Below are 24,850 nucleotides of genomic sequence, written 5' to 3'. Positions count from 1 at the left end.
GCCCCTCGCACTCAGCGACGCCGCTCGCACGACGTGAGCCGCTCCCCGGCCAGGCAACGGTCGCTGCCCCTCTTTCCGTCGAGCCGGTCCCGGCCGGGGCCGCCGTGGAGGAGGTCGTTGCGGTTGCCGCCGACGAGGACGTCGTTGCCGCCGCCTCCGAAGGCACGTACCGGGAACCCGTAGGCGTACACCCGGAACAGCTCGGGCTTGGGTCCCCCGCGGAACGTGGCCCGCCCCGGCGCGGTGTTGCCGGTGAGCAGGAACTTCTCGACCCCCGTGAGCCTCGCCAGAACACGGCCGTGCTGGGTGACCCGGCGCTTCGGCACGTGGATCACCATGCCGTAGGGGCGTTGAGGACCGCCGTAGGTGTGGAAGTCCACCCGGTCCCTGCCTTGGCCTCCGGCGAGGGTGCGCGTCGGCCGGCCCGGCCGGTCCCGCTCGATCTCCACCCGGAACACGTCGTCGCCGGACCCGCCTCGCGCCACCGTGCCGGCGAGGGTGGCGAGCAGGTCGTCGCCCGGGCCGCCGAGGAGGAAGGAGTCGACCGAGTCGCGCTGACCGACCACGAAGTCGTCGCCCTCGTCGCCGCTGATCTGGTCGGTGCCGTGACCCCCCGAGACCACATCGTCGCCGGGACCGCCGCTGATCACGTCGTCGCCCGGCACCGGCGCGGGCGCCTCCTGGCTCATCGGGGGGTCGCCGGCGGCATCGCCGTCCAGCTCGTCGTCGCCGGGACCGCCGGTGATCACGTCGTCCCCACCGCCGCCCAGGATCTGGTCGTGCGCGGGCCCTCCGAGGAGCACGTCGTCGTGGGGCGAGGCGATGATCCCGGTGTACTTGTCAGCCGGGGTCGGGGCGAACGTGTCGTGGCCGTCCCCCGTGGCGGTGAGTGCCCCCAGGTCGACGGTGACCGGCCCGGGGGCGTCGGCGTAGGAGACCTTGTCGGAGTAGACCCACTCGGACGGGTCGAGGCCGGCGGGGCCGACCTCCGACTCCAGGTCGACGTAGTCGTCGCCGGGGCCGGGCTGGATCACGTCGCCCCAGTAGTCGTCGTTCCAGAGGTCGCCGCCGCCGAAGAGCCGGTCGTTGCCCGGGCCGCCGCGGATCTGGTCGGCGCGGTCGAGGCCGCAGATGGTGTCGTCGCCACCTGCCCCGTCGATCAGGTCTCCGCCCTCGGTCCCGACGATCACATCGTCGCCGGGCGTCCCGACCACCCACGAGGCGGGACCCGACGAGGGCGGAACGATGATCGTGGCCACCATGCCGTCGCACGTCTGGTCCGGGGCGCTGGCGCGGCTCACGCCCTGGGCGGGCCCGACGCCGAGTGTCGCGACGGACAGGGCGGCGGCCACACCGATCACGGCGTGGGAGGGGATACGCATGGGATGTGCTCCTGGAGGTGTGGCGGGTCTTGCCGGGCGTGGAGTGAGACTCGGCAACGGAACGAAAGGTTGCTGCCGACTGGAGGCAGGGTGACACGTCGCCAGGATCGACAGATCCGGGCGCGCGGGCGTTCACTGGAGAGGGCGGCGCCGTCGCCACCGCGAGACCCCGGGGGCCGAGGCAGAGGAGTGCACGCGATGCGCCAGGTAGTCATGCAGGGTCCGGGCGAGGTGCGGGTGGAGCATCGCCAGGATCCGAGGATCATCGAGCCCACCGACGCGATCCTCCGCCTCGCCGCCACCTGCATCTGCGGCAGCGACCTGTGGCCCTACCGGGGCGCGGAGCCGGTCGACCACCAGGTGATGGGCCACGAGTACATCGGCACCGTCGAGGAGGTCGGCTCCGACGTCCACACCGTCAAGGTCGGCGACTTCGTCGTCGGCTCGTTCTGGGCCTCGGACAACACCTGCGAGATCTGCCGGTCCGGCTACCAGGCCTACTGCGTACGGCGGGTGCCGATGGGCATGATCGGCACGCAGTCCGAGCTGGCCCGCATCCCGCTCGCGGACGGCACGCTCGTCGCCACTCCGGGGGCGCCCGACCCGGAGCTGATCCCGTCGCTGATGGCGGCCTCGGACGTGCTCGGCACCGGCTGGTTCGCTGCCACGGCCGCGGCGGCCGGGCCTGGCAAGACCGTCGCGGTGGTGGGTGACGGGGCGGTCGGCCTGCTCGCCGTCCTGGCCGCCAGGCAGCTGGGTGCCGAGCGCATCATCGCGTTCAGCCGCCACGCGGACCGGCAGGCGCTGGCCCGGGAGTTCGGCGCCACCGACGTGGTCGAGCAGCGTGGCGAGGAAGGGGTGGAGCGCATCAAGGAGCTCACCGGAGGGCTCGGTGCCCACTCGGTCGTCGAGGCGGTCGGCACGCAGGAGGCCATGATGCAGGCGATCGGCTCGACCCGGCCCGGCGGGCACGTGGGCTTCGTGGGGGTCTCCCACGACGTCGCCATCCCGGGCGACGAGCTCTTCATGGCCGGCGTCCACCTCCACGGTGGGCCGGCACCGGTGCGGCGGTACCTACCGGAGCTGATCCGGCTCATCTGGGACCGCGAGATCGACCCGGGCAAGGTCTTCGACCTCACCCTGCCGCTGGAGAAGGCGGCCGACGGCTACCGGGCCATGGACCAGCGCGAGGCCATCAAGGTGCTGCTGACGCCGTGACCGCGGGGGCGGTCACGGCGTCAGCGTTCAGCGCCCGAGGAGACGGCTGAGCCAGCCGCCCTGGCGCTCCTCCTCGGGGTGCCCGGGGCACCACTGCCCTGCGGGGACGGCGGCCTTCACCTGGGCGACGTGCTGGCCGCAGCCGGCCCAGGTGGTCTTCTGGCAGGTGCGGCAGGTGGTGGGACGGCACATGGGGTTCTCCTTGTGAGGTGTGGTCGAACTGTGGGAAGGGCTCGGGGGTGAGCGGGAGGCGGCCGGAGCCGTGTCAGAGCAGGGCGGGCAGCGCGCGGACCGAGGTGTAGACGGCCACGGCCAGTACGAGGACCGTGAAGGCCCCCTGCAGTCGACCGGTCTCCATGCGGTCGGCGAGGCGGGCGCCCAGGACACCGGCCACGGCCGAGGCGGCGGTGAGGGTCAGCACGACCGGCCAGTCTGGGGCGACGCCGGCTCCGGCCCGTGCCACCAGCGCGGTGGCGCTGGTGAGGGTGATGACCACCAGCGACGTGCCGGCGGCGTACCTGATCGGCAAGGCGAGCGCGAGCAGCAGGGCGGGCACGACGAGGAAGCCGCCTCCCACGCCCAGGAAGCCGGTGAGCAGGCCCACGACGGTGGCGGTGAGCACCACCTTGAGCGCGCGGGGGCAGTTGCAGGCGAAGGTCGGGCTGAAGGTGATGATCGGGTCGTCCAGGGCCGGCCGGGTGCCGGTCGCGTCGCCCTGCCGGGAGTGGTGGAGCCGGCGCCAGGCCATCAGGCCCCCGACGAGCAGCATCAGTGCCCCGAAGGCGGCGAGCAGGACGTCGTCGGCCACGTGGGCGGCGGCTCTCGCCCCGAGGACCGCCCCGCCGACGGCCACGGTGCCGAACACCACGCCGCGGCCGAGCAGGACGTTGCCGGCGCGGTGCGCGGTCAGCGCCCCGAGCAGCGAGGTCACGCCCACCACCACCAGCGAGCCGGTGGTCGCCTGGGTGGCCGACTGGTCGAGCAGGTAGACCAGCACCGGGACGGCGAGGATGGATCCGCCGCCGCCCAGAGCCCCCAGCGAGAGGCCGATGAGGGCACCGGCGGCGACGGCGAGGACGAGCGTCATGTCAGGCGTGCGACCCGTCGTCGTCCCGGTCCTCGTCGCCCGGGGCGACCAGGCGCAGCCCAGAGCTCGCGGCGTTGTCGAAGGCGTCGTCGACGGCGACGGTACGGCGGCCCGCGGCGTCGAGGAACGACGCGGCGATAGCGGCGCGGTAGCCGGCGGCGCAGTGCACCCACACCTCACCGGCCGGCACCTCGGCGACCCGGCGGGGCAGCTCGTGGATGGCGATGTTGATCGCCCCCTCGATGGCCGAGGCCCGGTGCTCGTCGGCCCGACGGACGTCGAGGACGACCACCTCGCGGTGGTGCCGCACGGCGGCGAGGTCGGCGAACGAGGCGGTCGGGAACGAGGCCAGCTCCCCGGCGGCCCACTCCTCGGGGCCACCGGTGGCCTGGGCCGCGGGGCGGTCGATCCCGATGCGGACCAGCTCGCGCTGGGCCGTGGCGACGTCGTCGGCGGTCTCCCCGAGCAGGGTCACCGGGGTGCCCCACTCGATCAGCCACCCCAGGTAGGTCGCGAACGCGCCGTCGAGGCCGAAGTTGAGGGTGCCCGGGGCGTGGCCGGCGGCGAACGCGATCCGGGTGCGCAGGTCGACCACCCACTCGCCGGCCTCGATCCGGCGACCCAGCTCCTCGGCGTCGGCCTCGGCGACGGGGGAGAGGTCGGGGGCCTCGGGGCCGGCGGCGTTGGCCGGGCCCATGTGGGCGTAGTAGGTGGGCCAGGCGGCGAGCCCGTCGAGGAGCTCCCGGACGTAGGTCTCCTCGTCCTGGGTGAGCACCGGGTTGGTCTGCTTCTCCTGCCCGAGGGTGGAGTCGGTGGCCTCCGACTGGGTGGCGGAGCAGAAGGAGCCGAAGCCGTGAGTCGGGTAGACCTCCGCGGCGTCGGGCAGCTCCTCGGCGAGCCTGTGGGCCGAGGCGTGCTGGTGGCGGACCAGGGTGTCGGTGTGCTCCTCGCCGAGCAGGTCGGGCCGGCCGGTGGCCCCGTAGAGCAGCGAGCCGCCGGTGAAGACCGCGTACGGCTCGTCGCCGTCGGGGCCAGCGGTGGCGAGGGCGTAGGAGAGGTGGGTGAAGGTGTGGCCGGGCGTGGCGATCGCCCGGACCTCCATCCGCTCGCCGATCGCCACCGTGTCGCCGTCGGCGATCGGGGTGCGCTCGAACGACACCTGGTCCTCGCCGTTGACGTGGTACGCCGCGCCGGTGTGCCGGGCCAGGGCGAGGCCGCCGGTGACGTAGTCGTTGTGGAGGTGCGTCTCGAAGACGTCGCTCAGCCGCACCTGGTGCTGCTCGAGGAGGTCCAGGACGCGGTCGATGTCGCGCTGGGGGTCGATCACGAAGGCGACGTGGCCGTCGTGGACGAGGTAGCTGCGGTCGCCGAGCGAGGGGGTCTCGATCGCCAGGATGGTCAGGTCGTCGGTCATGGTGTCTCCAGTGCTGCGGGGCGGTTGGGGGAGCTCAGGACAGGCCGGGGGTGCCGGTCTCCACAGGGAGCCCCGAGCGGGCCCAGGCAGCGGTGCCGCCGGCCGCGTACTCGCCGGGCTCGCGGACGTCGATCACCGTGGCCCGGTGCTCGGCGGCCCGGGCGAGCTGGTCGACGTCGATCTCCGGGGTGTTCTGGCTCATGACTGCCTTCTTCGTGTGCAACGCCGCTAGGAGGTTCTCGATACGGGCGGGGGTATGTGTTCCTTCTCGACGATAGACACCCCAGGGGGTATTTGACAAACTCGGCCCCGGCGGGCCGGGGGTGCCATCCTGCAATACCGAGGGGGGTATGCTTCACGCGTCGTCATGTCCCGTCCCACCATGCTCGCGGACCTACCTCAGGAGACACTGATGGAGCTCGACCCCACCGAGATGGCCCCGGTCATCAACCGCATCAAGCGCGCCCGTGGCCAGCTCGACGGCGTCCTGCGGATGCTCGAGGAGGGGCGCGAGTGCGAGGACGTCGTCACGCAGCTCGCCGCGGTCTCGAAGGCCCTCGACCGGGCGGGCTTCGCCGTCGTTGCCAGCGGTCTGCGGCAGTGCATGGCCAACGGGGACGACGCGGACAGCCTGGACGTGAAGAAGATGGAGAAGCTCTTCCTCTCGCTGGCCTGAGTGCCGACGCCGACTTCTGGCACCCGCTCCTAGTACGGTCCGGCCGTGGAGATCAACACACATGGTCAAGCCGTGGGCGAGCCGGTCGCGGGATGGTCGCCCCGCCGGGCCCCGGAGCGGGTGACCCGCACCGGCCGCTACGTCAGCATCGAGCCGCTCGCCGCGAGCCACTCCGAGGCGCTCGTCGCCGCGTTGTGCGGCCGCGAGGACGAGGCGCTGTGGACCTACCGACCCACGCCGCGGCCGACGTCCCGCGCCGCCTTCGACGAGGTGGTCGCGCCGTTGGTGGCGCACCGGGACGACACCGCCACCTACGCCTTCGTCCCGTCCGGGGGCTCGGCCGCCGGGTTCGCCTCGTTCTTCCCCTGTGCCCCCGGCGCCGGCGTCGTGGAGATCTCGGGGGTCCTGCTCGGGCGGGCCCTGCAGCGGACCACCGCCGCCACCGAGGCGATCCACCTGCTGCTCGGCTACGCCTTCGACGAGCTGGGCTACCGGCGGGTGGAGTGGAAGTGCGACAGCCTCAACGAGCCGTCGGGGCGGGCGGCGCTCCGCCTCGGGTTCACCTACGAGGGGCGCTTCCGGCAGCACATGGTGACCAAGGATCGCAACCGGGACACCGACTGGTACGCCATCCTCGACTCCGAGTGGCCGCAGATCCGAGCCCGGCACCAGCGCTGGCTGGACCCGGACAACTTCGACGCGCAGGGACGCCAGCGTCAGCCGCTCGCGACTCTCTAGGGTGTGGGCGTGAGCGACAGCGAGGACGCCGCGGATCCGGCCGCCGACGCGGCCGCGCGCGGGTCGCGCCGGCGCGAGCGCACCCGGGCGCGGCTCCTGGACGCGGCGGAGCTGCTGCTGTCGCGGCGCGCCCCGGAGGAGATCCGGATCGAGGACGTCGCAGCGGAGGCGGGGATCTCGCCGGCTTCGGTCTACGTGCACTTCGGCACCAAGGACGCGCTGCTGGCCGCCGTCACCGAGCGGGTGCTGGCTGTGGCGACCGACGCGCTGCGGGCGGCGTACGCAGTGCAGGCGCCACCCCTGGAGCGCTTCGCGGGGGTCGGGTCGGCCTACCTGCGGCTGCTGCTGGATCACCCGGCGGTGGTCAAGTACCTCACCGCGACGGGGGAGCGGGGCCCGCGGACGGCCATCGAGGAGGAGGTGGTCGACCGCTTCAGCCAGCTGCGCCGCGAGTTCGAGCAGAGCATCCGCGACGCCGTGGAGGCCGGGGCGATCCGGCAGGTGGATCCCGAGCTGATGTCCTACTTCCTCTTCGGGTCGTGGAACGGTGTCGCCGCCCTGGCGCTGCGCCGCGACGCGCTGGCGGTCGAGCCTGCCCGGGTCGAGGCCGCGGTGATCGAGGCCGGCCTGGTGCTCCTCGAGGGGCTCATCGTGGAGCCGCCGTCCGGCTGACGGCCTGCGATCTTGGCGAAGGGCCCCCGGGCTCTTGGCGGAGGGGCCCCGGAGCGAGTTAACTGGAGCCCGACTCCAGAACACTCCGCTCGAAAGTGACCCCATGACGCAGACCGCGACGCCCGCCAGCCCGAGCCCCGACGCCGCTCCCGAGACCTGGGACGTCGTGGTCGTCGGCGCGGGCCCGGGTGGGCTGACCACCGCGGCTTACCTCGCCGCCAACGGCAAGCGGGTGCTGGTGCTCGAGGCCAACCAGGTGGTGGGCGGCAGCACCCAGGTCTTCCGCCGGGCGGGCAACAAGTTCGAGTTCGACGTCGGCACCCACTACGTCGGCGAGTGCGGCCCGGGCGGCCGGATGCAGACCACGCTCTCGGGCCTGGCGCTCACCGAGCGGATCAAGTGGCTGCGGCAGCGCCCCGAGGGCCACTGCCAGATCATGGTCCCGGGCACGACCTTCCAGACGCCGACCGGGTGGGACACCTACCTGGAGCGCCTGATCGACGCCTTCCCCGACGAGGAGGCCGGACTGCGCCGGTGCGTGGGCATCATGCGGGGCATCGCCACCAACGACCGGCGATTCAAGCGCCCGCTCGCGCTGCTGCGCTGGGGGGTGCGGCCGATCACCACCCTGATGAAGGCGTGCGGGCTCAGCGCCGACGCGCAGGCGGTGATCCTGGCCGAGAACGGCGACTACACCTGGCCGCCGCACCGCACGCCGGCCGCCTTCCACGCCGGGTTCCTCGACCACTACCTCCAGGCGGGCGCCTACTACCCCCGAGGTGGCGGCCAGATGACCGGCGCCCACCTCACCGACGTGATCCAGACCCACGGGGGCAAGGTCCGCACCAAGACCCGGGTCGAGCGGATCCTGATCGAGGACGGGCGCGCCGTCGGCGTGCGAGTGCGTGGCGGCGAGGAGATCCGCGCCGAGGCCGTCGTCTCCGCCGCCGACTTCAAGAAGACCTGGGCCGAGCTGGTCGGCGACGAGCACCTCACCCGGCGCCTGCGCCGGCGGGTGCGCAACCTCGAGATGACGCTGCCGATGTTCGCCGTCTACGTCGCCCTCGACGTCGACCTGCGCGAGCGCGACACCCCGCCGCTGGCCTGGGTGTGGCCGACCAACGACGTCGACGGCTACTACCGCGAGGTGGCCGCCGGTCGCTGCCCCGAGAAGATGCCGGTCGGCATCAGCTGCCCCACCGCCAAGGACCCGGAGGGGACCCACTCCGCGCCCCCCGGCTACTCCACGCTCGAGCTGGTGAGCTGGGCGCCGAAGGAGTACGCGTTCTGGAACGTCGAGACCGGCCCCGCGGACGGCGGGAGCTACGGGCGCGACGAGCGCTACCTGGCGCTCAAGGAGGAGCTCACCCAGCGGGTGCTGGACACCGCCGAGCTGATGATCCCCGACATCCGCGAGCGCCTCGTCTTCTGCGAGGCCTCCACCCCGATCACCCAGGAGCGCTTCACCCTCACCACCGACGGCAACTGCTACGGGATCGCCCCGCTGCTGAAGAACCTCGGCCCCTTCCGGCCGCGGGTCACCACCCACATCCCCGGTCTCTTCCTGGCCGGCAACAGTACCGAGCACCTCTTCGGCATCAACGCCACCATGTACGGCGGGATGGGCACCGCCGGCGCCGTGCTCGGTCGCGACCTGGTCCAGGAGGTGCGCGACGGGGCCGTCTTCGTCGACGAGTCGCGACTGACCGAGATCACCGAGGAGTTCGACCCGCTGCTGGCCTCGAAGCCCGGGTCGACGATCCGCCGGGGGGTGCGTCGCCGCCCCCGGTCCACCGCCTGACGGTTCTGAGGGGGCCTGGCGAGTGCAGGATCTCCTGGACGTCGGGCAGCGGCACGTCGAGCTCCCGCAGCCGGGACTTCCCGGGCGGGGTCGCCGAGCTGGACCACCACGTGGTCCTGGAGGGCGGACTCGTCGCGGAGCTGGTCATCGTCCCTCGGTGACCTCGCCCGCCAGCACCGAGGCCGGAAGCTCGAGATCGGGGACGAGCTCGACCAGCAGCTCCCGGACCCGTCGATCGAGGTCCGCGACGATCCCGCGGACGGTCGCCTCGTCCTGACCGCCAGGGTCGGCGACCGGCCAGTCGACGTACCGCACCCCCGGCACGAAGGGGCACTCCTCGCCGCAGCCGAGGGTGATCGCCAGGGTGCTGGCCGCCACCGTCTCCCGGGTCAGCAGGGTCGGCCGCTCACCGGAGACGTCCAGCCCGAGGCTCTCCAGTGCGGCGGCGACCTCGGGGTGGATGTGCTCTCCGGGCTGGGTCCCGGCGGAGAGCGCGACGACCCGGCCTCGGGCGTAGTAGTGGGTGAGGACCCGGGCGATCACCGAGCGGCCGCCGTTGCGGACGCAGGCGAAGACGACCTGGGGCGGGACGGCGGTGGTGTCGGTCATCGAGGGTCTCCTGCGGGGGTGGTCGGGCGGACGGTGCGCTCGGGGAAGAACCTGCGGGCCCAGAGGCTGACGTAGACCAGGCCGACCAGGGCCGGGACCTCGATCAGCGGGCCGACCACCCCGGCGAGCGCCTGCCCGGAGGTGACCCCGAAGACGCCGATGGCCACGGCGATCGCCAGCTCGAAGTTGTTGCCCGCGGCCGTCATCGAGACGGCGGTGGCACGCTGGTAGTCGAACCCGAGCAGCTTCGACAGCAGCATGGAGCCGCCCCACATCAGCGCGAAGTACGCCAGCAGCGGCACCGCGATGCGGGCGACGTCGAGAGGCTGGTGGGTGATGCTGTCGCCCTGGAGGGCGAAGAGCAGCACGATGGTGAAGAGCAGGCCGTAGAGGGCGGCGGGCCCGATCGCGGGCAGGAACCTCGACTCGTACCACTGCCTGCCCTTCGCTCGTTCGCCGAGCGTGCGGGTCAGGAAGCCGGCCAGCAGCGGGATGCCGAGGAAGACCAGGACGGACTTCGCGATGCTCCACACCGAGACGTCCAGCGCGGCCTGCTCCAGCCCGAGCCACCCGGGCAGGACCTGGAGGTAGAAGTACCCGAGGAAGGCGAACGCCACGATCTGGAAGACCGCGTTGATGGCCACCAGGATGGCGGCCGCCTCCCGGTCGCCGCAGGCCAGGTCGTTCCAGATCAGCACCATCGCGATGCAGCGGGCCAGACCCACGATGATGAGGCCGGTCCGGTACTCCGGCAGGTCGGGCAGGAGCAGCCAGGCCAGCGCGAACATGAGCGCGGGCCCGAGCACCCAGTTGAGCAGGATCGAGGTGCCGAGCAGCCGGACGTCGCGGGTCACGTGACCGAGCTCGTCGTAGCGGACCTTCGCGAGCACCGGGTACATCATGATCAGCAGGCCGATCGCGATGGGCAGCGAGACCGAGCCGATCTCGACCGCGGCCAGGGCGTCGTCGAGGCCCCCGACCGTGCGGCCCAGCAGCAGGCCGACGGCCATCGCGACGCCGATCCAGACGGGCAGGAACCGGTCCAGGGTCGAGAGACGCTGCAGCAGTGGGTCCTGGGGACGCCCGGCGGAGGTCTCGCCGATGAGGTCGCTCATCCGCACACCACCGGCAGCGGTCGGGGGGAGGCGGGGGGAGTGGGGTGACGCACCGCCATATATTGACAGATGTCGATGCGTCAACGAAGTCGGCGTCGAGGAGTTCGGCTGCTGTTCATCTCTGAAGCTCGCCTGCGGCGGCGGATGCCGGTCTCAGCCGGAGCCCAGTGCCTCCGTGATCTGGTCGAACGTCTTCGTGCCGAACGCCACCATCCTGGCCTCCTCGACCTGGGTCCGGGCGGAGCGGAAGACCTCGAGGGCCGCGGCGATCGCGTCGTCCTTCGGCCACCCGTAGACCCCCGCGCTGATCAGCGGGAACGCCACGGTCCGGGCGCCCAGCTCGTCAGCGACCTCCAGGGCCCGGGTGTAGCACGAGGTCAGCAGGGTGCGGTCCCGCTCCCCGGCGCGGTAGTTCGGGCCGACCACGTGGATGACCCAGCGCGCCGGCATGAGCCCCGCGGTCGTCCAGCCGGCGTCACCTGTGGCCAGGCCGCGGGGGAACCGGCGACGGCACTCCTCGAGGACCTCCGGGCCGCCGGCGGCGTGGATGGCGCCGTCGACCCCGCCGCCCCCGCGCATGGCCCGGTTGGCGGCGTTGACGACCGCGTCGACCTCCTGGGCGGTGATGTCGCCCTCGACGACCGTGATCCTCATCCGGTGCAGGCTACGTTGCTGAGCCCGGCGGCCGCACCGGTCACGACGTTGCTGGTGCAGGAGATCCGGTTCCCGGTGGCACCCTTCTGCACCGAGAACCCGTACCCGTCGGCGTTGACCTCGGCCCGGTTGTCCGCGAAGACGTTGTCGTTGCCCCAGCCGGCCAGCGCGGTGTGCACCTGGAACCCGTCGAGCAGGGCGTTGACGCCGTGGTTGCCCTCGACGAGCCAGCCGTTGCCCTTCATGTCGATCCAGGAGTCGGCCCAGCTCCCGGTCATCCCGGCGCCCTCGAACCAGTTCCCGCGGATGGTCCCGCCGGTGGTGCCTTCCTTGATGTCCATGCTCTCGGCACCGGTCTCGCTGATCACGTTGCCGAGGAGCAGGTTGCGGTCCGAGGCGTCCGGGCGACCATCGCTGTAGGTGCCCCAGTTGGAGTTGGCGCTGCCTACGTAGATGCCCTCCCCGTAGGTCTCGTTCTTCCGGCCGGTGCGGCGGACCACGTTGTCGCGCACCACGTTGTCGGAGGAGAAGGAGCGCAGGTGGACGCCCTCCTGGCCCGTCTCGTGCACCTCGAGTCCCTCGAGGACCACGTGGCTGGACCGGTCGAGCACCACGCCCTTGGACACGTTGGTCACCGTGATCCCGCGGACCCGCCAGTGGTCGGCACCGGCTAGGTAGAGGCCGTACTGCGTGCCGGTGCCGACCGCTCCCGGCTTGCCGTCGATCACGGCCCCGCGCGAGCCCTGCAGCACGATCGGCGCGTCGGCCGTGCCGGGCACCGAGGCGACGAAGGTGCCGACGTACTGCTTGCCGCCGATCACCAGCGGCGCCTTGAGCCCCTTGGAGGTGTACGTGCCGTCGGCCACGGTGATGACGTCGCCCGGCCGGGCGTCGGCCAGGGCCGCGCTGAGCTCCGCGGAGGTCGAGACCCCCACGGCGCGCCCTCCCGGGGCGGGGACCGTGTGCGTGGGCGTGGCGGACGGGGTGGGCGGGGGGTCAGGCGGCGCGCCCGTGGGGGCGCCGGACGGCGACGGGGACAGCGACGCCGACGGGGACAGCGACGCCGACGGGGACAGCGACGGGGAGGGGGACAGGGAGGGGGACAGCGGCGGCGAGGGGGAGAGCGAGGGGGACACCGACGGTGCGGGTGATCTTGACGGTGACGCTGAGAGGGAGGGGGACGCCGACGGGGAAGGCGAGGGCGTGGCCGTGGGAACCGGGGTCGGCCGGACCGGGGCGGTGATCCGCAGCTGGTCCAGCGCGAGCCCCGAGCGCCGGCTGGCGAGGCCGACCCGTCCGTCGGCGCTGCTCGCGAGCTCCAGGCGCGTGGCGAGCCTGCGACCGCGGCCAGGGCGTTCCAGGTAGACCTTCAGGTCGTCGGCCGTCCGCTCCAGCGTCACCACGTGTGGGCGGTTGACCGGGACCCGGGCGTCGAGACCGGAGAGCCGGCGCTCCTCCCCGTCGCGGATCACGAAGACCCCCGACCGGGCGCGCCGCCGGTCCACGCGGAGGTAGGAGTAGTGCCGCCCGCCCCGGTGGTCGAAGACGACCGAGTACTCCGGGCCGCGTGCCCGGAGGGTGGCCTCGAGCCGCCACTGCGTGCCGGCGACGGGGGTGCGCAGGAGCCGGAGGGCGGTGCGGGGCGAGGCGGTGCGAGCTCGTGCGCGGGGCCTGGTGAGGACGTAACGTCCCTCGTCCACCCGCCAGTCGCCCGCGCGGCCCCGGAAGAGGCGAGCGGCCGCGGGGGAGTCGAACCCCTCGTCCAGGACCACGGTCTCCCGTTCCTCCTGCGAGGCGCCGCCGGAACCCGCGGCGACGCCGACGAGGCCGCAGGAGAGGGCGACGGAGAGGGTGAGGACACGGAGGTGGGGGTGCGCGGAGAAGTCCATCGGGGATCCTCGGGGCAGGACGGCATATCCGGAAGGTCGATCGTAGGTCCGGGTCGGGCCGCCCACACGAGGAATGGAGCAATCGCTACCGGGGGACCGTGATCACCACCCGCCGGTTCCTGGCCCGGTTCGCGTCGCTGTCGTTGGGATAGGCCGGACGGGTCTCCCCGTAGCCCCTGGTGCGGACCGCGTCGGGGTCCAGGCCCCCGTCGCGCACCAGCCAGTCGGCGACGCTGCGGGCCCGTGCCCGGGACAGGCGCATCCCGTAGGCCTCGTCGCCGCGGTCGTCGGTGTGCCCCTCGACGAGGACCTCACCGGCCGCCCCGGCCGAGCGGATCCGCTGGACGACGGCACGCAGCGCGTCCCTGGCGGCCGGTCTCAGGGTCGCGGAGTCGCTGGCGAAGAGCACGCCCGAGGAGGCGACGTACGAGGTGGAGCCACGGCCCTCGAGCACGCTGAGCCCTCCGCTCCCGGCGAGGGGCCGGGACTCCAGCCGCTCCGGATCGACGTCGACGTCCGGCACCCGCACCGGCTCCAGGCGCACGGTCTCGACCAGGTCGTCGCCGGGCCGAGCGGCGCCGTCGCGGGAGAAGCCCTCCCGGACGACGCCGGCCCGGGTGACGCCGACCAGGGCACCGTCGCGGGCGACCCGGCACACCTGCTCCGCACGGGCTCCCGGCACGGTCGCGCCCGGGACGGTGACCGCGGGATAGACCCGGTCACCCACCTCGGTGGCCGGGATGACCGCGGGTGGGATGGTGGCGGCCGTCACCTCCACCGCCCCCAGACAGCCCCCCGGCGCCCGGTGACGGACCACGCAGCCTCCCTCGACGACCTGGCCGGGGATGACGAGACCGGGGGCGAGCACCGTGCCGTCGGAGTCCACCACGGGCGGCACCTCGACCTCCGGCACCACCACGTCGGGGACGGGTTCGACCTCCCGGTCGGGCCCCGGCTCGCAGGCGGGGTCGGGCTCAGGCGGGGGCGTGTCGGACGCTCCGCCCGTGGGCGGCGCGGAGGAGGGCCCGGCCGGACTGCCCCCGAGAGCCCCGGGCTCCGTCTGGTCGTCACGGCAGGCGCCGACCAGAGTGATCACCAGGACCAGCAGTCCGGCCGGACCGGCGGCGGACAGCCCGCCCCGACATCCCCTCGGGCTGTCCGTGCTCATGCCGGGCCCGCCGGTTCAGCTCGCCCGGCCGAGGGCACGGTAGGTCCAGCCCGCCGCCCGCCAGGCCGGGGCGTCCAGCGCGTGCCGGCCGTCGACCACCGCGCGGTCCGCGACCACCGTGGCGAGCACCTCGGGGTCGATCTCGCGGAACACCTGCCACTCGGTGAGCAGCACCACGACAGCCGCCCCGTCGGCCGCCTCGAGCACTCCGTGGGCGTAGCGGAGGTCCGGGTAGGCCCGCCGGGCGTTCTCCATCGCCTCCGGGTCGTAGACGGTCACGATCGCCCCCTCCTGCTGGAGCATGCGGGCCACGTCGAGCGCCGGAGCGTCGCGCACGTCGTCGGAGTTCGGCTTGAACGCCGCACCCAGGCAGCAGACCCGGACGCCCTCGAGCCGCCCGCCCGCCTCGTCCCGGACCAGGTCGACCGTCCGCTCGCGGCGGCGCTTGTTGATGGCGTCCACCTGGCGCAGGAAGGCCACCGACCGGCCGACTCCGAGCTCCTCGGCGCGGTGGACGAAGGCGCGGATGTCCTTGGGCAGGCACCCGCCCCCGAAGCCCAGGCCGGGCTGGAGGAAGCGACCGCCGATACGGGAGTCGAAGGAGAGCGAACGGGCCAGGTCTTGGACGTCGGCCCCGGTCGCCTCGCAGACCTCGGCCATCGCGTTGATGTAGGAGATCTTCGTCGCCAGGAAGGAGTTGGCTGCGACCTTCACCAGCTCGGCGGTCGCCAGGTCGGTGGCGACGACCGGCACCCCCTCGTCGAGCAGCGGCGCGAAGACCTCCTCCAGGCGCTCCCTGGCCCAGGGCGAGGCGACCCCGAAGACGAGCCGGTCCGGGTGGAGGGTGTCCTCCACGGCGTAGCCCTCGCGGAGGAACTCGGGGTTCCAGGCGAGCTCGACCTCGGCCCCGGCCGGGGCGTTGTGCTGCAGGATCGTGGTCAGGCGCGCCGCGGTGCCGACCGGCACCGTCGACTTCCCGACCACCAGGCAGCGGCGCCGCAGGTGGGGCGCGAGGTTGCGGGCGACACCCTCGACGTGGCTGAGGTCGGCGGCGTCGGAGCCCTTCATCTGCGGCGTGCCGACGCAGATGAAGTGGACGTCGCCGAACTCGCCGGCCTCGGCCAGGTCGGTGGTGAACGACAGGTGGCCCGAGTCCAGGGCCTTGCGGAGCATCTCCGGGAGGCCGGGCTCGAAGAACGGCACCCTGCCCGAGGCGAGGGCCTCGACCTTGGCGCGGTCGGTGTCGACCCCCAGGACGTCGTAGCCCAGGACGGCCATGCAGATGGCGTGGGTGGCGCCGAGGTAGCCGGTGCCGAGGACGGTGAGACGCGGGCGTTGCTGGGTGATGCTCATGGTGGTTCCCCCTGGGGTGTCAGGTGCACGGGATGTTGCTGAGCCCCTCGCCGGCGTCGGTGAAGGTGTTGTCGCAGCGCACGACGTTGGACTCCTCCGGCCACGAGGCGATCGCGTGGCCGGGGCCGCGGACGTCTGCGTGGTTGCCGGTGAAGACGTTGTGGTCGCCCCAGCCGTCGAGGATCTGGTGGGTCTGGTAGCCGTCCTCGGTGGCCTGGGTGCCGGTGTTGTCCTTGATCAGGTAGTTGTTGCCCTTGACGTCGATCCACGAGTCGGCCCCGGTCAGGCCGGAGCCGTCGAAGGTGTTGTTCGAGACCACCCCGCCGGTGGTGCCCTCCTTGAGGTCGACGGCCTCGGAGGTGGTCTCGGAGATCGTGTTGCCATCCACGACGTTGCGGTCGCTGCGATCGGCCTGGCAGTCGGTGTAGGTGCACCAGTTGCTCACCGCCGAGCCGATGTAGACGCCCTCGCCGTACTTGTCGTTGCGCAGCCCCGTGTCGCTGATGGTGTTGTCGAGCACCACGTTGTCGGTGCTGTGCGACCTCAGGTGGACGGCCTCGTCGCCGGTCCCGGTGACGGTGAGGCCCTGGATCACCGACCCGACCGTGCCGTCGGCCATCACGCCCTTCTGCCCGCCCGAGACGGTGAACCCGACCAGCCTCCAGTGGGTCGCGCCGTCGAGGTGGAGGGTGTAGCCGCCCTCCACGTCGCCACCGTCGAGCACCGCGCCCTGCGAGCCGCAGAGCCAGATCGGGTCGTCCTCGGTGCCTGAGGCGGTGGTGACGAACTCCCCGGCGTAGGTCCCGTCCTCCAGCGCGATGCTGTCGCCGGGCTCCGCCTCGTCCAGCGCCGCGGCGAGCGCGTCGGCCGAGTCCACGGTCGTCGTCGGTCCTGGACAGGTCACCCGGGTGGTGTCGGGCAACGGGCCGGTCCCGGCCGGCGGCGCGCCGGGAAGCACCGGCGCCTCCGAGGGCTCGGTGTCGTCCTCGCCCTCGCCCTCGTCGTCGTCTCCGTCGTCGTCCTCGTCCGACGGCTCCACCGCGGCGGGGGTCCCGGTCTCGTCGTCGCCGGGCCCGTCGGTGGCGACCGGACCGAGCGTCGGTGCCGCCGGCACGGTCACGGTCGGGACCTCCGCCGGTCCGGCCTCGTGCCCGGCCTCGTCATCGGGCCACACCAGCGCGACCAGGACCGTGAGCAGCACGCCGAGCAGCGCGCCGCCGGCCACGTCGGCGGCGCGTCCGGGCCACCAGGGCACGCTCATCGGCCGGCCCTCTCGGGGATCCGGTCGGCCCGCACCACCGCCGAGGGGTCGTAGAGCGGTCGCTTGTCGTCGTAGGGGTGCCGCTTCTCGCGTCGCGCCCGGGCTCCCCGCAGCGCGGTGAAGAGGAGCAGCGCCCCCAGCACCAGCCACATCAGGGTCAGCGGCTGGAGGTAGCGCTTGAGGGTCACCAGGAACGGCGTCGTGTCGCGCCAGCCGCTCGTGTCGTTGTCCCACCCGGCGCGGTCGAGCTCCTCGGCGCGGTTCGTCTCGATCGCGCTGGGCCCACGCCCGCTGAGCGTGTTGGCGTCCACCACGGTCCCGCCCGCCCACCCGACGACGCTGACCGCGTGGCTCGAGGCGCCGGTCATCGTGTTGTGGTCCACCTCCGCCTCGGAGTCACGCAGGTAGAGGCTCGTCTCGCCGCCGCTGACCATGTTCCCGGAGACGACCCCGCCCCGGACCCCGTCGCGGACCGCGATCCCCTGGGTGTCGGAGGCCGCGACGGTGTTGCCGATCACCGACACCTCGCGTGCCGCGTCCCGCACCACGATGCCCACCCCGTTGCCGTGGACCTCGTTGGCCAGCACCCGCACCCTGGTGCCGCCGATCACCTCGACGCCGTACCGGCCGTTCCCGCTCGCCACGCTGTTGGAGATCGTGTTGTTGCCGTAGCTGCCGACGCTGGTGCCGGTCGCGCTCGGCCCTTCGGCGAGGGGGCGACCGGAGATGGTGACGCCGTTGTGGGCGTTCTCCTCGGCCCGGGCCTCGGAGACGACGATCCCGGTGGTGGCGCGGGCCAGCACCATCCCGTCCTGGCCGTTGCCGCTGGTCGAGGTGCCCTCCACGACGGCGTTCACGACGTAGCGGTGCAGCACCAGGCCGGAGACCAGGTTGTCGTCGAAGGTGCTGTCGCGGACGTCGAGCCCGTTGGCCCCCGAGACGAAGAGGCCGAACGCGCTGTGGGTCACCGACGTGCGGTTCAGGGCGGCCGAGACGAAGCTGTAGCGCGGGGCGTCCACGTCGACCACGGGGACGGGGAGGTCACCGGCCGGCAGCACCTCGCTGAGCGCGGAGTTCTTGTTCCCCTTCACCACGGGCGCGTTCCTCGGCACCTGGCCGACCTCGAGCGAGTCGGCCAGCCGGTCCAGCGACCCGCTGTTGGGCCGGTCGGTGCCGGTGAGCGAGAGCCCGCCGGTGCGACCGCTCCAGAAGCCGAGCGCCCGCAGCTGGGCGTCGGAGACCGAGACCTGTCCGCCGATCGAGCGGATGTAGGCGCGACCGTCGTCGGTCAGCGGGTCGGTCGTCTCCTCCTCGCGGTCGAAGCTGGTGACGATCGCGGGTGCCCCCTCGGTGCCGGCGATGTTGAGCCGGCCGCCGTCGTTGATGATCGAGACGAAGCCGTCGGCGTCGCTGGCCATCAGCAGCTTGAGCCCTCCGGGGTCCGCCAGGTTGAGGGTGGCGCCGGCCTCGACCACGATGTTCTCCGAGAGCAGGAAGGCGCCGTCCGGCCGGCGCACGAACGTCTGAGGGGCCAGCAGCAGCAGGTCCTCGGTCGTGTAGGGCTCGGTGCGCTCGGTGAGGACGAGGGTGTACGCCGAGCCGGTGGCCAACCGGTAAGGGCTCTTCATCGGCTGCTCGTTCCAGCTGGCCAGGACACCGACGGTGCGTACCTCCACCAGGCGTGCGTCCTCGGCGGCGACCAGTGCCGACTCCTTCTCCGGGTCGCCGGGGTAGGGGCGTCCCTCGGAGAGGGACGACTCCTCCTCGGCGTGAGCCGGTGCGCCCGCTCCCAGGCCGACCAGGATCACGGGGCCGGCCAGCGCCGCCACGACTGCCCGCGCGGCCCGTGCGGTGCCGTGGGAGAGAGGGCGGCTCATCGGACGTCCCCCGCGAGCTCGGTCCCTCGGGGGCGGCTCTGCACCGGGACCCGCGGCCCGAGCGGCGCGGGGCCGCGCCTCTCGTTCGCCGGCTCCGTCTCGGTGAGAGTCGCCGCGGTCTGGCCCTCGCCGCCGACGGAGTCGGCGGTGCGCGTCAGCCAGCCCTGCTTGTTCATCGTCAGGAAGGCGTAGAGCTTGATCGGAAGGGCGACCAGGATCACGACCAGCGTCAGCAGTGGCAGCAGGAGGATCTCCTGGGGGTGGCGGCGCAGGTGCGAGAAGCCGCGGATGCCTCGGCCCACCAGGAGCCAGGTCGCCGCGAGCGCGGCGCTGGTGGCGGTCAGCTCGAGCCGGCTCAGGAACAGGTAGCCGAGGGTGATCCCCATCGTCACCGGGGTGAGCAGGATCTGCAGCACGGTGACCTTGGTGACGAACGGGACCTTCCACAACCATCCCTTGTACACGGCCGTGAGGTAGCAGCGATAGGAGTTGCGGCTCCAGCGGACCCGCTGCTTGACGAAGGCCCGGAAGGTGTCGGGGAACATGGACAGTGCCTTGGCCGAGGACTGGTGGACGGTCTTGTAGCCCGAGGAGAGCACCAGCCAGGTGAGCCGGCCGTCGTCGCCCGCGATGCACCGGCGGCCGAGGAAGTACTCGTTCTCCAGGTTCTCCAGGACCGGCAGGACGACGCTGCGCCGGTAGGCCGCCGTCCGGCCGGAGATGCAGGCGACCGCGCCGGCGGCACCCATCGCCGGGACGTAGTTGTAGTAGCGGAGGTTGACCATCCAGTCGGCGATCCGCCGCCAGACGCTGGTCCGTCGCTGGAAGACGTTCTGCTGCGTGCTCACCCCGCCCACCTCGGGGTCCTGGAACGGGCGCTGGACGTTCTCGAGGAGTCCGGGCTCCCACCGGGTGTCGGAGTCGGTGAGTAGCAGCAGCTCGGAGGTCGCCATCCGGATGCCGACCCCCAGGGCCGAGCGCTTGCCGGCGTGCTTGAAGAGGACGGGACGGATGACCGGGTCCTCGAGGCGTCGCAGCCGCGCGTAGGCCTCGGTGTCGGCGACGTCGAGGACGATGATGATCTCGGTCGGGTCCTGGGAGCGCCAGTTGGCGACGCACTGCATCAGGATGTCCGGGTCCTCGTGGTAGGAGGGGACGACGACCGAGGTGGTGGTCGAGAAGTCGTTGACCACGGGCTCGGCACGGGCCGACAGGATGCAGCGGTACAGCCACAGGGCCCAGACGATGACGCCCGCGACGGCGAGCGGGAACGCCGCGCGCAGGGTCGAGACGTCGAGGCCGTGGAGGTCGAGCCGGCTGAGTAGGTCGTTCATGTCTGCCCCCGGGTATGCCTGGAGGGCGCACCCTGCGGCGCGATCCCCCGATGACTTCATGTGGTTACGCGGCCCGAGCGCGTCCTTCCATGGTGTGGCCGGGCGGTCGTGGCGGGGTGTCGCTGGGAAGAACCTCCGGTTAAGTCCGTGTCACCGCCAAGACGGTCCCGATCGCCGGGGCTTTCGGGCGGGTGTGGCAAGACCTGACGTCCGCTATGCCCAGTCCTGGGGGTCGACTTACCCAACTCCGGTGCGGATCGCCGGCCACCGGAGCCCCCGGGGTGCAGGCCGGCCGACTCCGGTGTCCCGGCGCCCGCCCGTGCCCTGTTACCTGCCCGACACATGGCCGCACGGGCCGAGGCCCCACGACCTCCGGCGTCCCGGAGTCAGCGAACCGTGGTGCTGGCGTACTCGAAACCGGGCGCCACCTCGACGACCAGGTCGTCGCGGTCGGTCACCCAGTAGCCCACGGCGAAGCGGACCGTCTTCCCGGGAGGCAGGCGGCGCTCCGGTCGGGCGATGACGCCCTGCTCGTAGTCGAAGATCTGCCCGGCCTCGGCGAACGTCGAGCGCAGCCGCACGTGGAGCTGGCTGGGGTTGAACTCCTCGTCGCTCCCGTTGTGGAGCAGCACGGGGAAACGCATCGGGTCGCCCCGGCGAGGCTCCACCCATGCCGACGGGTTGAAAGGCCGAGGGCGACCGATCCGGACGGTGAGACCGTCGGGGTAGCTGAAGCGCTTCCCGAAGGCGGGCGCCGCGACCGCGTCGCCGGACGCGGACGGCGCGGGGGTGCTCGGCGTACCGGCGTCGGGAGGCCTCGGGGACCGTGACGCCGTGGCCGGCCCCGGAGAGGCGTCGGCTGCGCCGGTCGCCGGCTGGGGGCTGGAGGCCGCGCGCGGCTCCTCCTCGGAACCCCCCGTGGCGCATCCCGCGAGAGCGAGGCAGAGCCCCGCCGTGACCGCCCCCACCCCCGTGCGTCGCATGGCGAGACGATAGGGGCACCGACGGCCCGCTGTCGTGCGGACGTGAGCGGGGTCATGCTCGCGCGCCAGGAACAAAGACGGGGCGGGAGGACGTTCTCGTCCCGGCCACACCCGCCGGGTGGCCGACGCCTTCACGGAAGAGCCCCTCTTGACTTCGACCACCCCGCCCGTGACCACCGCACCGACGGAGTCCCCACGTGTCGGCCGCCTCATCGCCCTGCTCGTGGCGGCCGCCTTCGTGGTGATCCTCAACGAGACCATCATGAGCGTCGCGCTGCCCAAGCTGATGGTGGAGTTCGAGGTGGGCGCCGCGACGGCGCAGTGGCTGACCACCGCGTTCATGCTCACGATGGCCGTGGTGATCCCGGTGACCGGCTACCTGATGACCCGTCTCTCCCTGCGCACCGTCTTCTTGATGGCGATGTGCAGCTTCCTGCTCGGCACCCTGGTGGCCGCCAGCGCCCCGGTCTTCCCGGTCCTGGTGGCCGGGCGCGTCGTGCAGGCCGTCGGCACCGCCCTGATGATGCCGCTGCTCTTCACCACCGTCCTCAACGTCGTCCCGGTCGCGCGCCGGGGCCGGACGATGGGCCTGATCTCGATCGTCATCGCCGTCGCCCCGGCCGTCGGCCCCACCATCGGCGGCGTGGTGCTCGACCAGCTGAGCTGGCGCTGGATGTTCTGGCTGGTGCTGCCGATCGCCCTGGCCGCCACCGTCTTCGGCGGCCTGTGGATCCGCAACGTCACCGAGCCGCAGCGGGTGCCCCTCGACGTCCCCTCCGTGGTGCTGTCGGCGTTGGGCTTCAGCGGGCTGGTCTTCGGGCTCAGCAGCATCGGCGAGGCAGCCGAGGGAGATCCGCTGATGCCGATCTGGATCCCGCTCACCGTGGGTGTCCTGGCCCTGGTCGCCTTCGGGGTCCGCCAGGTCAGGCTCGGCGACGCCGCCCTGCTCGACCTGCGCGTGTTCCTCACCCCGGCGTTCGCCCTCGCCAGCGCGCTGGTGGCGGTGAGCATGATGGCGCTCTTCGGGACGCTGATCCTGCTGCCGATCTACCTGCAGAGCGTGCAGGGGCTCTCGCCGCTCGACACCGGCCTGATGCTCCTCCCGGGTGGTCTCACGCTGGGCGCGCTCGGCCTGGTCGTGGGGGGACTCTTCGACCGCTACGGCGCCCGTCCGCTGGTGCCGCCGGGTGCCGCGGTCGCCAGCGCCGCGCTGTGGGGCATGACCACCCTCGACGCCGACACCTCGGTGGCGGCGGTCATCGGGTGGCACGTGCTCCTCAACATCGGGCTCGCCTTCATGTTCTCCCCGCTGCTCACCGCCGCGCTCGGCTCCCTGCCGCGGGCGCTCTACTCGCACGGCAGCGCCATCGTCAGCACGCTGCAGCAGGTCGCGGGTGCTGCCGGGACCGCGCTCTTCATCACGGTGATGACGCGCACCACCGCCGAGCGGGTGGACGGGGGTGCCGCCGAGGTCTCCGCGCTGGCCGACGGCATCCACTCCGCCCTGCTGTGGGGTGCCGCCATCTCGCTGCTCGCGGTGGCCGGTGCGTTCTTCGTGCGACGACCCGACCCGGTGGTCGAGACCGGTCCCCACCAGCCTGCGGACGCCGAGCTGGCGGACTCCTCCGTCTGACCCGCTCCTCGCCGCGGCGGGGGGAGGTCAGCGGGTGAGAGCGGTGGTGCTCTCGTGCGGGTCGGCACCGGCCTGGACCCTGCCGTCCGGCAGGCGCCGCACGATGCCGACCCCGCCCATCACGTGGTCCCAGCGCGCCACCTCGCGGACGGTGTAGCCGCGGGCCTCGAGCCCTGCGTGGAGCTCGTCGTAGAGCTCGCCCTCCAGCTCGATGGTCGCGGGCTCGGTGACGTGGGGGACGAACGAGCTGGGGAAGTTGAGCGACCGGAAGCGGGGTGCCTGGACCGCCTCCTGGAGGTCCATCCCGAAGACCAGGACGTTGAGCAGCACCTGCACGTTGGTCTGGGCCTGGACGTCGCCGCCCGGCGTGCCCAGTGAGATCCGGCCGCCGTCGGCCTCGTCGACCATCACCGCGTGCGGGGTGATCCGGGGCCGCTTGCCCGGCTCGAGCCGGTTGACGTCGGCCGGGTCCAGGCTGAACTGGGTCATCCGGTTGCCGAGGGTGAGTCCGGTGCCGGGCACCATCGGGGTCAGCGGGAAGTCGCTGGGGGTCAAGGTGACCGAGCCGCCCTCGGCGTCGACGACGGCCAGGTGCGAGGTGTCCTTGCCCAGCAGGGGGGCGGGGGTGTGCGGCCGCGTCGCGGTGGCGGCCCGGCCCGGGGCCGGGGTGCCGTCGTAGGCGGTCTCACCGATCTCGGCGCGGCGCCGGGCGGCGTGCTCGGCGGAGACCAGCTCCGCGACCGGCACGTCGGCGAACGACTCGTCGGCCACGAGCTCCTCCCGGTCGGCCATGGCGAGGTCGATCGCCTGGAGCACGGTGTGGACGTACTCCTCCGAGCCCCAGCCCATCGCCTCCAGGTCGACCTCCTCGAGGATCTTGAGCACCATCGGGACGACGATGCCCTGGCTCCAGGTGCGGTTGGTGCTGATCCGGTGCCCGCGGAACTCGGCCTGCACCGGCTCCTCCCACCCGCCGCGGTAGCCCGCCAGGTCCTCGGCGGTGAAGAGACCCTCCTCGTCCTCGTGCAGCTCGAGGATCGCCTCGGCCAGCGGGCCCTCGTAGAAGTGGTCGCGGACGGCCTGCAACCCGTCGCGGCGGTCGCCTCCGGCGGCCAGGGCGCGCTGCTCGGCGGCGGCCAGCGCCTCGAGGCTGTCCGCCAGGTCGGGCCTGGTGAACCTGTCCCCGACATGGATCGGTCGCCACCACTCCCGGCGGGTGTAGACCTCCGCGTTGTACGGCAGCAGGAACTGGAACCCGATCCGCTCCACCAACGAGAAGTCGAGGTTGGCGGCCATCACCTCGTGGACCGGGAACCCGGCCCGGGCCAGGTCGACGGCGGGCGCCGCCAGCTCCCCGAAGCTCATGGTGCCGTGCTCGGCGAGCAGCGCCACCAGCACGTCGGGGGAGGCGGGCAGGAGCTGGGCCCACACGTCCATCTCGGGCACCTCCTCCCAGCCCCGGGCGCGGAACCGCTCCAGGGTCGCGGCGGCGGGGGCGGTGCCGGCCCCGACATAGCTGGAGACCCGGCCGGTCCCGGCCTCGCGGTGCAGCAGCGGTGCCACCCCGGGGAAGGCGGCGGCCTCCCCGAAGGTGACGTTGAGCGCCAGCAGCCCCGCGACCGCGGCGTCGGCGGCGTTGCCGCCGCCCTCGAGCACGTCGCGCATCACCTGCGCGGCCCACGGGGTGCCCGCCACCACGGCGTACTCCGAGCCCGTGGCCAGCGGGCGGGTCACCCCGACGGGACTCTCGAACTCCATCGGGTCACGCGGCCCCTTGGGCAGCGTCGCGTAGAAGCAGCCCAGCGCCACCGTCAGGGCGAGCAGTCCGATGCCCGCCCGCGTGGACCACCGTCGTAGCCGGCCGAACCGGCGTCCCCGGCGCTCGGACGCTCGACGCACGCCAAACCCTCCGCTCGTGGGCCGGCGAGGCCCCTGTGGCGGCCGGCCGCGCCCACTGTGTCACCTCCCGCCCGGAGCCGGGCCGGT

The 24,850-nt window shown here is 72.9% G+C and carries 22 protein-coding genes; 6 read left to right on the top strand and 16 right to left on the bottom strand.

Going from position 1 to position 24,850, the window contains the following annotated elements; genetic code table 11:
• Positions 1–11: 11 nt before the first annotated feature.
• Complete coding sequence (locus AC4BG9_RS00625; protein WP_490569147.1) at positions 12–1,382, bottom strand: calcium-binding protein; 1,371 nt, start codon at positions 1,380–1,382, stop codon at positions 12–14.
• A gap of 198 nt (positions 1,383–1,580) precedes the next feature.
• Between AC4BG9_RS00625 and AC4BG9_RS00620 the strand changes: the two genes are divergently transcribed.
• Positions 1,581–2,600, top strand: coding sequence for a zinc-dependent alcohol dehydrogenase family protein (locus AC4BG9_RS00620; protein WP_490569146.1), 1,020 nt, complete (start codon positions 1,581–1,583; stop codon positions 2,598–2,600).
• A 27-nt stretch (positions 2,601–2,627) separates the two neighbouring features.
• Here AC4BG9_RS00620 and AC4BG9_RS00615 read toward each other — a convergent pair whose 3' ends face one another.
• The 4 genes from AC4BG9_RS00615 to AC4BG9_RS00600 all read right to left on the bottom strand — a co-directional run bounded on the left by AC4BG9_RS00615 (position 2,628) and on the right by AC4BG9_RS00600 (position 5,303).
• The gene (locus AC4BG9_RS00615) at positions 2,628–2,792 is read right to left on the bottom strand and encodes a DUF8730 family Cys-rich protein (protein WP_489965000.1); all 165 of its coding nucleotides are present in this window, start codon (positions 2,790–2,792) and stop codon (positions 2,628–2,630) included.
• Positions 2,793–2,865: 73 nt separating this feature from the next.
• Positions 2,866–3,687, bottom strand: a complete 822-nt coding sequence (locus AC4BG9_RS00610; RefSeq protein WP_490569145.1) for a sulfite exporter TauE/SafE family protein — start codon at positions 3,685–3,687, stop codon at positions 2,866–2,868.
• A gap of 1 nt (position 3,688) precedes the next feature.
• The gene (locus tag AC4BG9_RS00605; protein ID WP_490569144.1) at positions 3,689–5,101 is read right to left on the bottom strand and encodes an MBL fold metallo-hydrolase; all 1,413 of its coding nucleotides are present in this window, start codon (positions 5,099–5,101) and stop codon (positions 3,689–3,691) included.
• Between the two features lie 34 nt (positions 5,102–5,135).
• The gene (locus AC4BG9_RS00600; protein WP_490569143.1) at positions 5,136–5,303 is read right to left on the bottom strand and encodes a hypothetical protein; all 168 of its coding nucleotides are present in this window, start codon (positions 5,301–5,303) and stop codon (positions 5,136–5,138) included.
• A 210-nt stretch (positions 5,304–5,513) separates the two neighbouring features.
• On the opposite strand from AC4BG9_RS00600, the gene AC4BG9_RS00595 reads away from it, so the two are divergent.
• From AC4BG9_RS00595 to AC4BG9_RS00580, 4 genes are all read left to right on the top strand, one after another.
• Positions 5,514–5,777 (top strand): metal-sensitive transcriptional regulator, encoded by a 264-nt coding sequence (locus AC4BG9_RS00595; protein ID WP_490569142.1) that lies wholly within the window; start codon positions 5,514–5,516, stop codon positions 5,775–5,777.
• Between the two features lie 45 nt (positions 5,778–5,822).
• On the top strand, positions 5,823–6,515 hold the full coding sequence (locus AC4BG9_RS00590; RefSeq protein ID WP_490569141.1) for a GNAT family N-acetyltransferase: 693 nt from the start codon (positions 5,823–5,825) through the stop codon (positions 6,513–6,515).
• A gap of 9 nt (positions 6,516–6,524) precedes the next feature.
• The gene (locus AC4BG9_RS00585) at positions 6,525–7,187 is read left to right on the top strand and encodes a TetR/AcrR family transcriptional regulator (RefSeq protein WP_490569140.1); all 663 of its coding nucleotides are present in this window, start codon (positions 6,525–6,527) and stop codon (positions 7,185–7,187) included.
• 103 nt (positions 7,188–7,290) lie between these two features.
• The gene (locus tag AC4BG9_RS00580; protein ID WP_490569139.1) at positions 7,291–8,988 is read left to right on the top strand and encodes a phytoene desaturase family protein; all 1,698 of its coding nucleotides are present in this window, start codon (positions 7,291–7,293) and stop codon (positions 8,986–8,988) included.
• A gap of 144 nt (positions 8,989–9,132) precedes the next feature.
• Here AC4BG9_RS00580 and AC4BG9_RS00575 read toward each other — a convergent pair whose 3' ends face one another.
• The 10 genes from AC4BG9_RS00575 to AC4BG9_RS00530 form a co-directional block, all read right to left on the bottom strand.
• Positions 9,133–9,597 (bottom strand): arsenate-mycothiol transferase ArsC, encoded by a 465-nt coding sequence (locus AC4BG9_RS00575; RefSeq protein WP_490569138.1) that lies wholly within the window; start codon positions 9,595–9,597, stop codon positions 9,133–9,135.
• Entirely contained in the window at positions 9,594–10,712 is a 1,119-nt protein-coding gene (gene arsB, locus AC4BG9_RS00570) for an ACR3 family arsenite efflux transporter (RefSeq protein WP_490569137.1), read from the bottom strand. Before arsB ends, AC4BG9_RS00575 begins: the two co-directional genes overlap by 4 nt.
• A gap of 153 nt (positions 10,713–10,865) precedes the next feature.
• Positions 10,866–11,366, bottom strand: coding sequence for an O-acetyl-ADP-ribose deacetylase (locus tag AC4BG9_RS00565; RefSeq protein WP_490569136.1), 501 nt, complete (start codon positions 11,364–11,366; stop codon positions 10,866–10,868).
• On the bottom strand, positions 11,363–13,255 hold the full coding sequence (locus AC4BG9_RS00560) for a right-handed parallel beta-helix repeat-containing protein (RefSeq protein ID WP_490569135.1): 1,893 nt from the start codon (positions 13,253–13,255) through the stop codon (positions 11,363–11,365). The genes AC4BG9_RS00565 and AC4BG9_RS00560 overlap by 4 nt, the downstream gene beginning before the upstream one ends.
• 85 nt (positions 13,256–13,340) lie before the next feature.
• Complete coding sequence (locus AC4BG9_RS00555; protein ID WP_490569134.1) at positions 13,341–14,423, bottom strand: OmpA family protein; 1,083 nt, start codon at positions 14,421–14,423, stop codon at positions 13,341–13,343.
• 15 nt (positions 14,424–14,438) lie between these two features.
• On the bottom strand, positions 14,439–15,776 hold the full coding sequence (locus tag AC4BG9_RS00550) for a UDP-glucose dehydrogenase family protein (protein ID WP_490569133.1): 1,338 nt from the start codon (positions 15,774–15,776) through the stop codon (positions 14,439–14,441).
• A gap of 19 nt (positions 15,777–15,795) precedes the next feature.
• Positions 15,796–17,037 carry a NosD domain-containing protein gene (locus AC4BG9_RS00545; protein ID WP_490569132.1) on the bottom strand — a complete coding sequence of 414 codons (1,242 nt, stop codon included), beginning with the start codon at positions 17,035–17,037 and terminating at the stop codon, positions 15,796–15,798.
• Complete coding sequence (locus tag AC4BG9_RS00540) at positions 17,034–18,914, bottom strand: right-handed parallel beta-helix repeat-containing protein (protein ID WP_490569131.1); 1,881 nt, start codon at positions 18,912–18,914, stop codon at positions 17,034–17,036. Before AC4BG9_RS00540 ends, AC4BG9_RS00545 begins: the two co-directional genes overlap by 4 nt.
• On the bottom strand, positions 18,911–20,248 hold the full coding sequence (locus tag AC4BG9_RS00535; protein ID WP_490569130.1) for a glycosyltransferase: 1,338 nt from the start codon (positions 20,246–20,248) through the stop codon (positions 18,911–18,913). The genes AC4BG9_RS00540 and AC4BG9_RS00535 overlap by 4 nt, the downstream gene beginning before the upstream one ends.
• A gap of 386 nt (positions 20,249–20,634) precedes the next feature.
• Positions 20,635–20,892, bottom strand: a complete 258-nt coding sequence (locus AC4BG9_RS00530) for a hypothetical protein (RefSeq protein ID WP_490569129.1) — start codon at positions 20,890–20,892, stop codon at positions 20,635–20,637.
• 487 nt (positions 20,893–21,379) lie between these two features.
• Between AC4BG9_RS00530 and AC4BG9_RS00525 the strand changes: the two genes are divergently transcribed.
• Positions 21,380–22,864, top strand: coding sequence for an MDR family MFS transporter (locus AC4BG9_RS00525; protein ID WP_490569128.1), 1,485 nt, complete (start codon positions 21,380–21,382; stop codon positions 22,862–22,864).
• Between the two features lie 27 nt (positions 22,865–22,891).
• Here AC4BG9_RS00525 and AC4BG9_RS00520 read toward each other — a convergent pair whose 3' ends face one another.
• The gene (locus tag AC4BG9_RS00520; RefSeq protein WP_490569127.1) at positions 22,892–24,763 is read right to left on the bottom strand and encodes a gamma-glutamyltransferase family protein; all 1,872 of its coding nucleotides are present in this window, start codon (positions 24,761–24,763) and stop codon (positions 22,892–22,894) included.
• Positions 24,764–24,850: the final 87 nt, after the last annotated feature.

The sequence above is a fragment of the Nocardioides sp. Z40_12 genome (genome assembly GCF_058215795.1).
The sequence above is the reverse complement of the archived record's forward strand: the minus strand, read 5'-3'. Positions and strand labels throughout refer to the sequence as shown.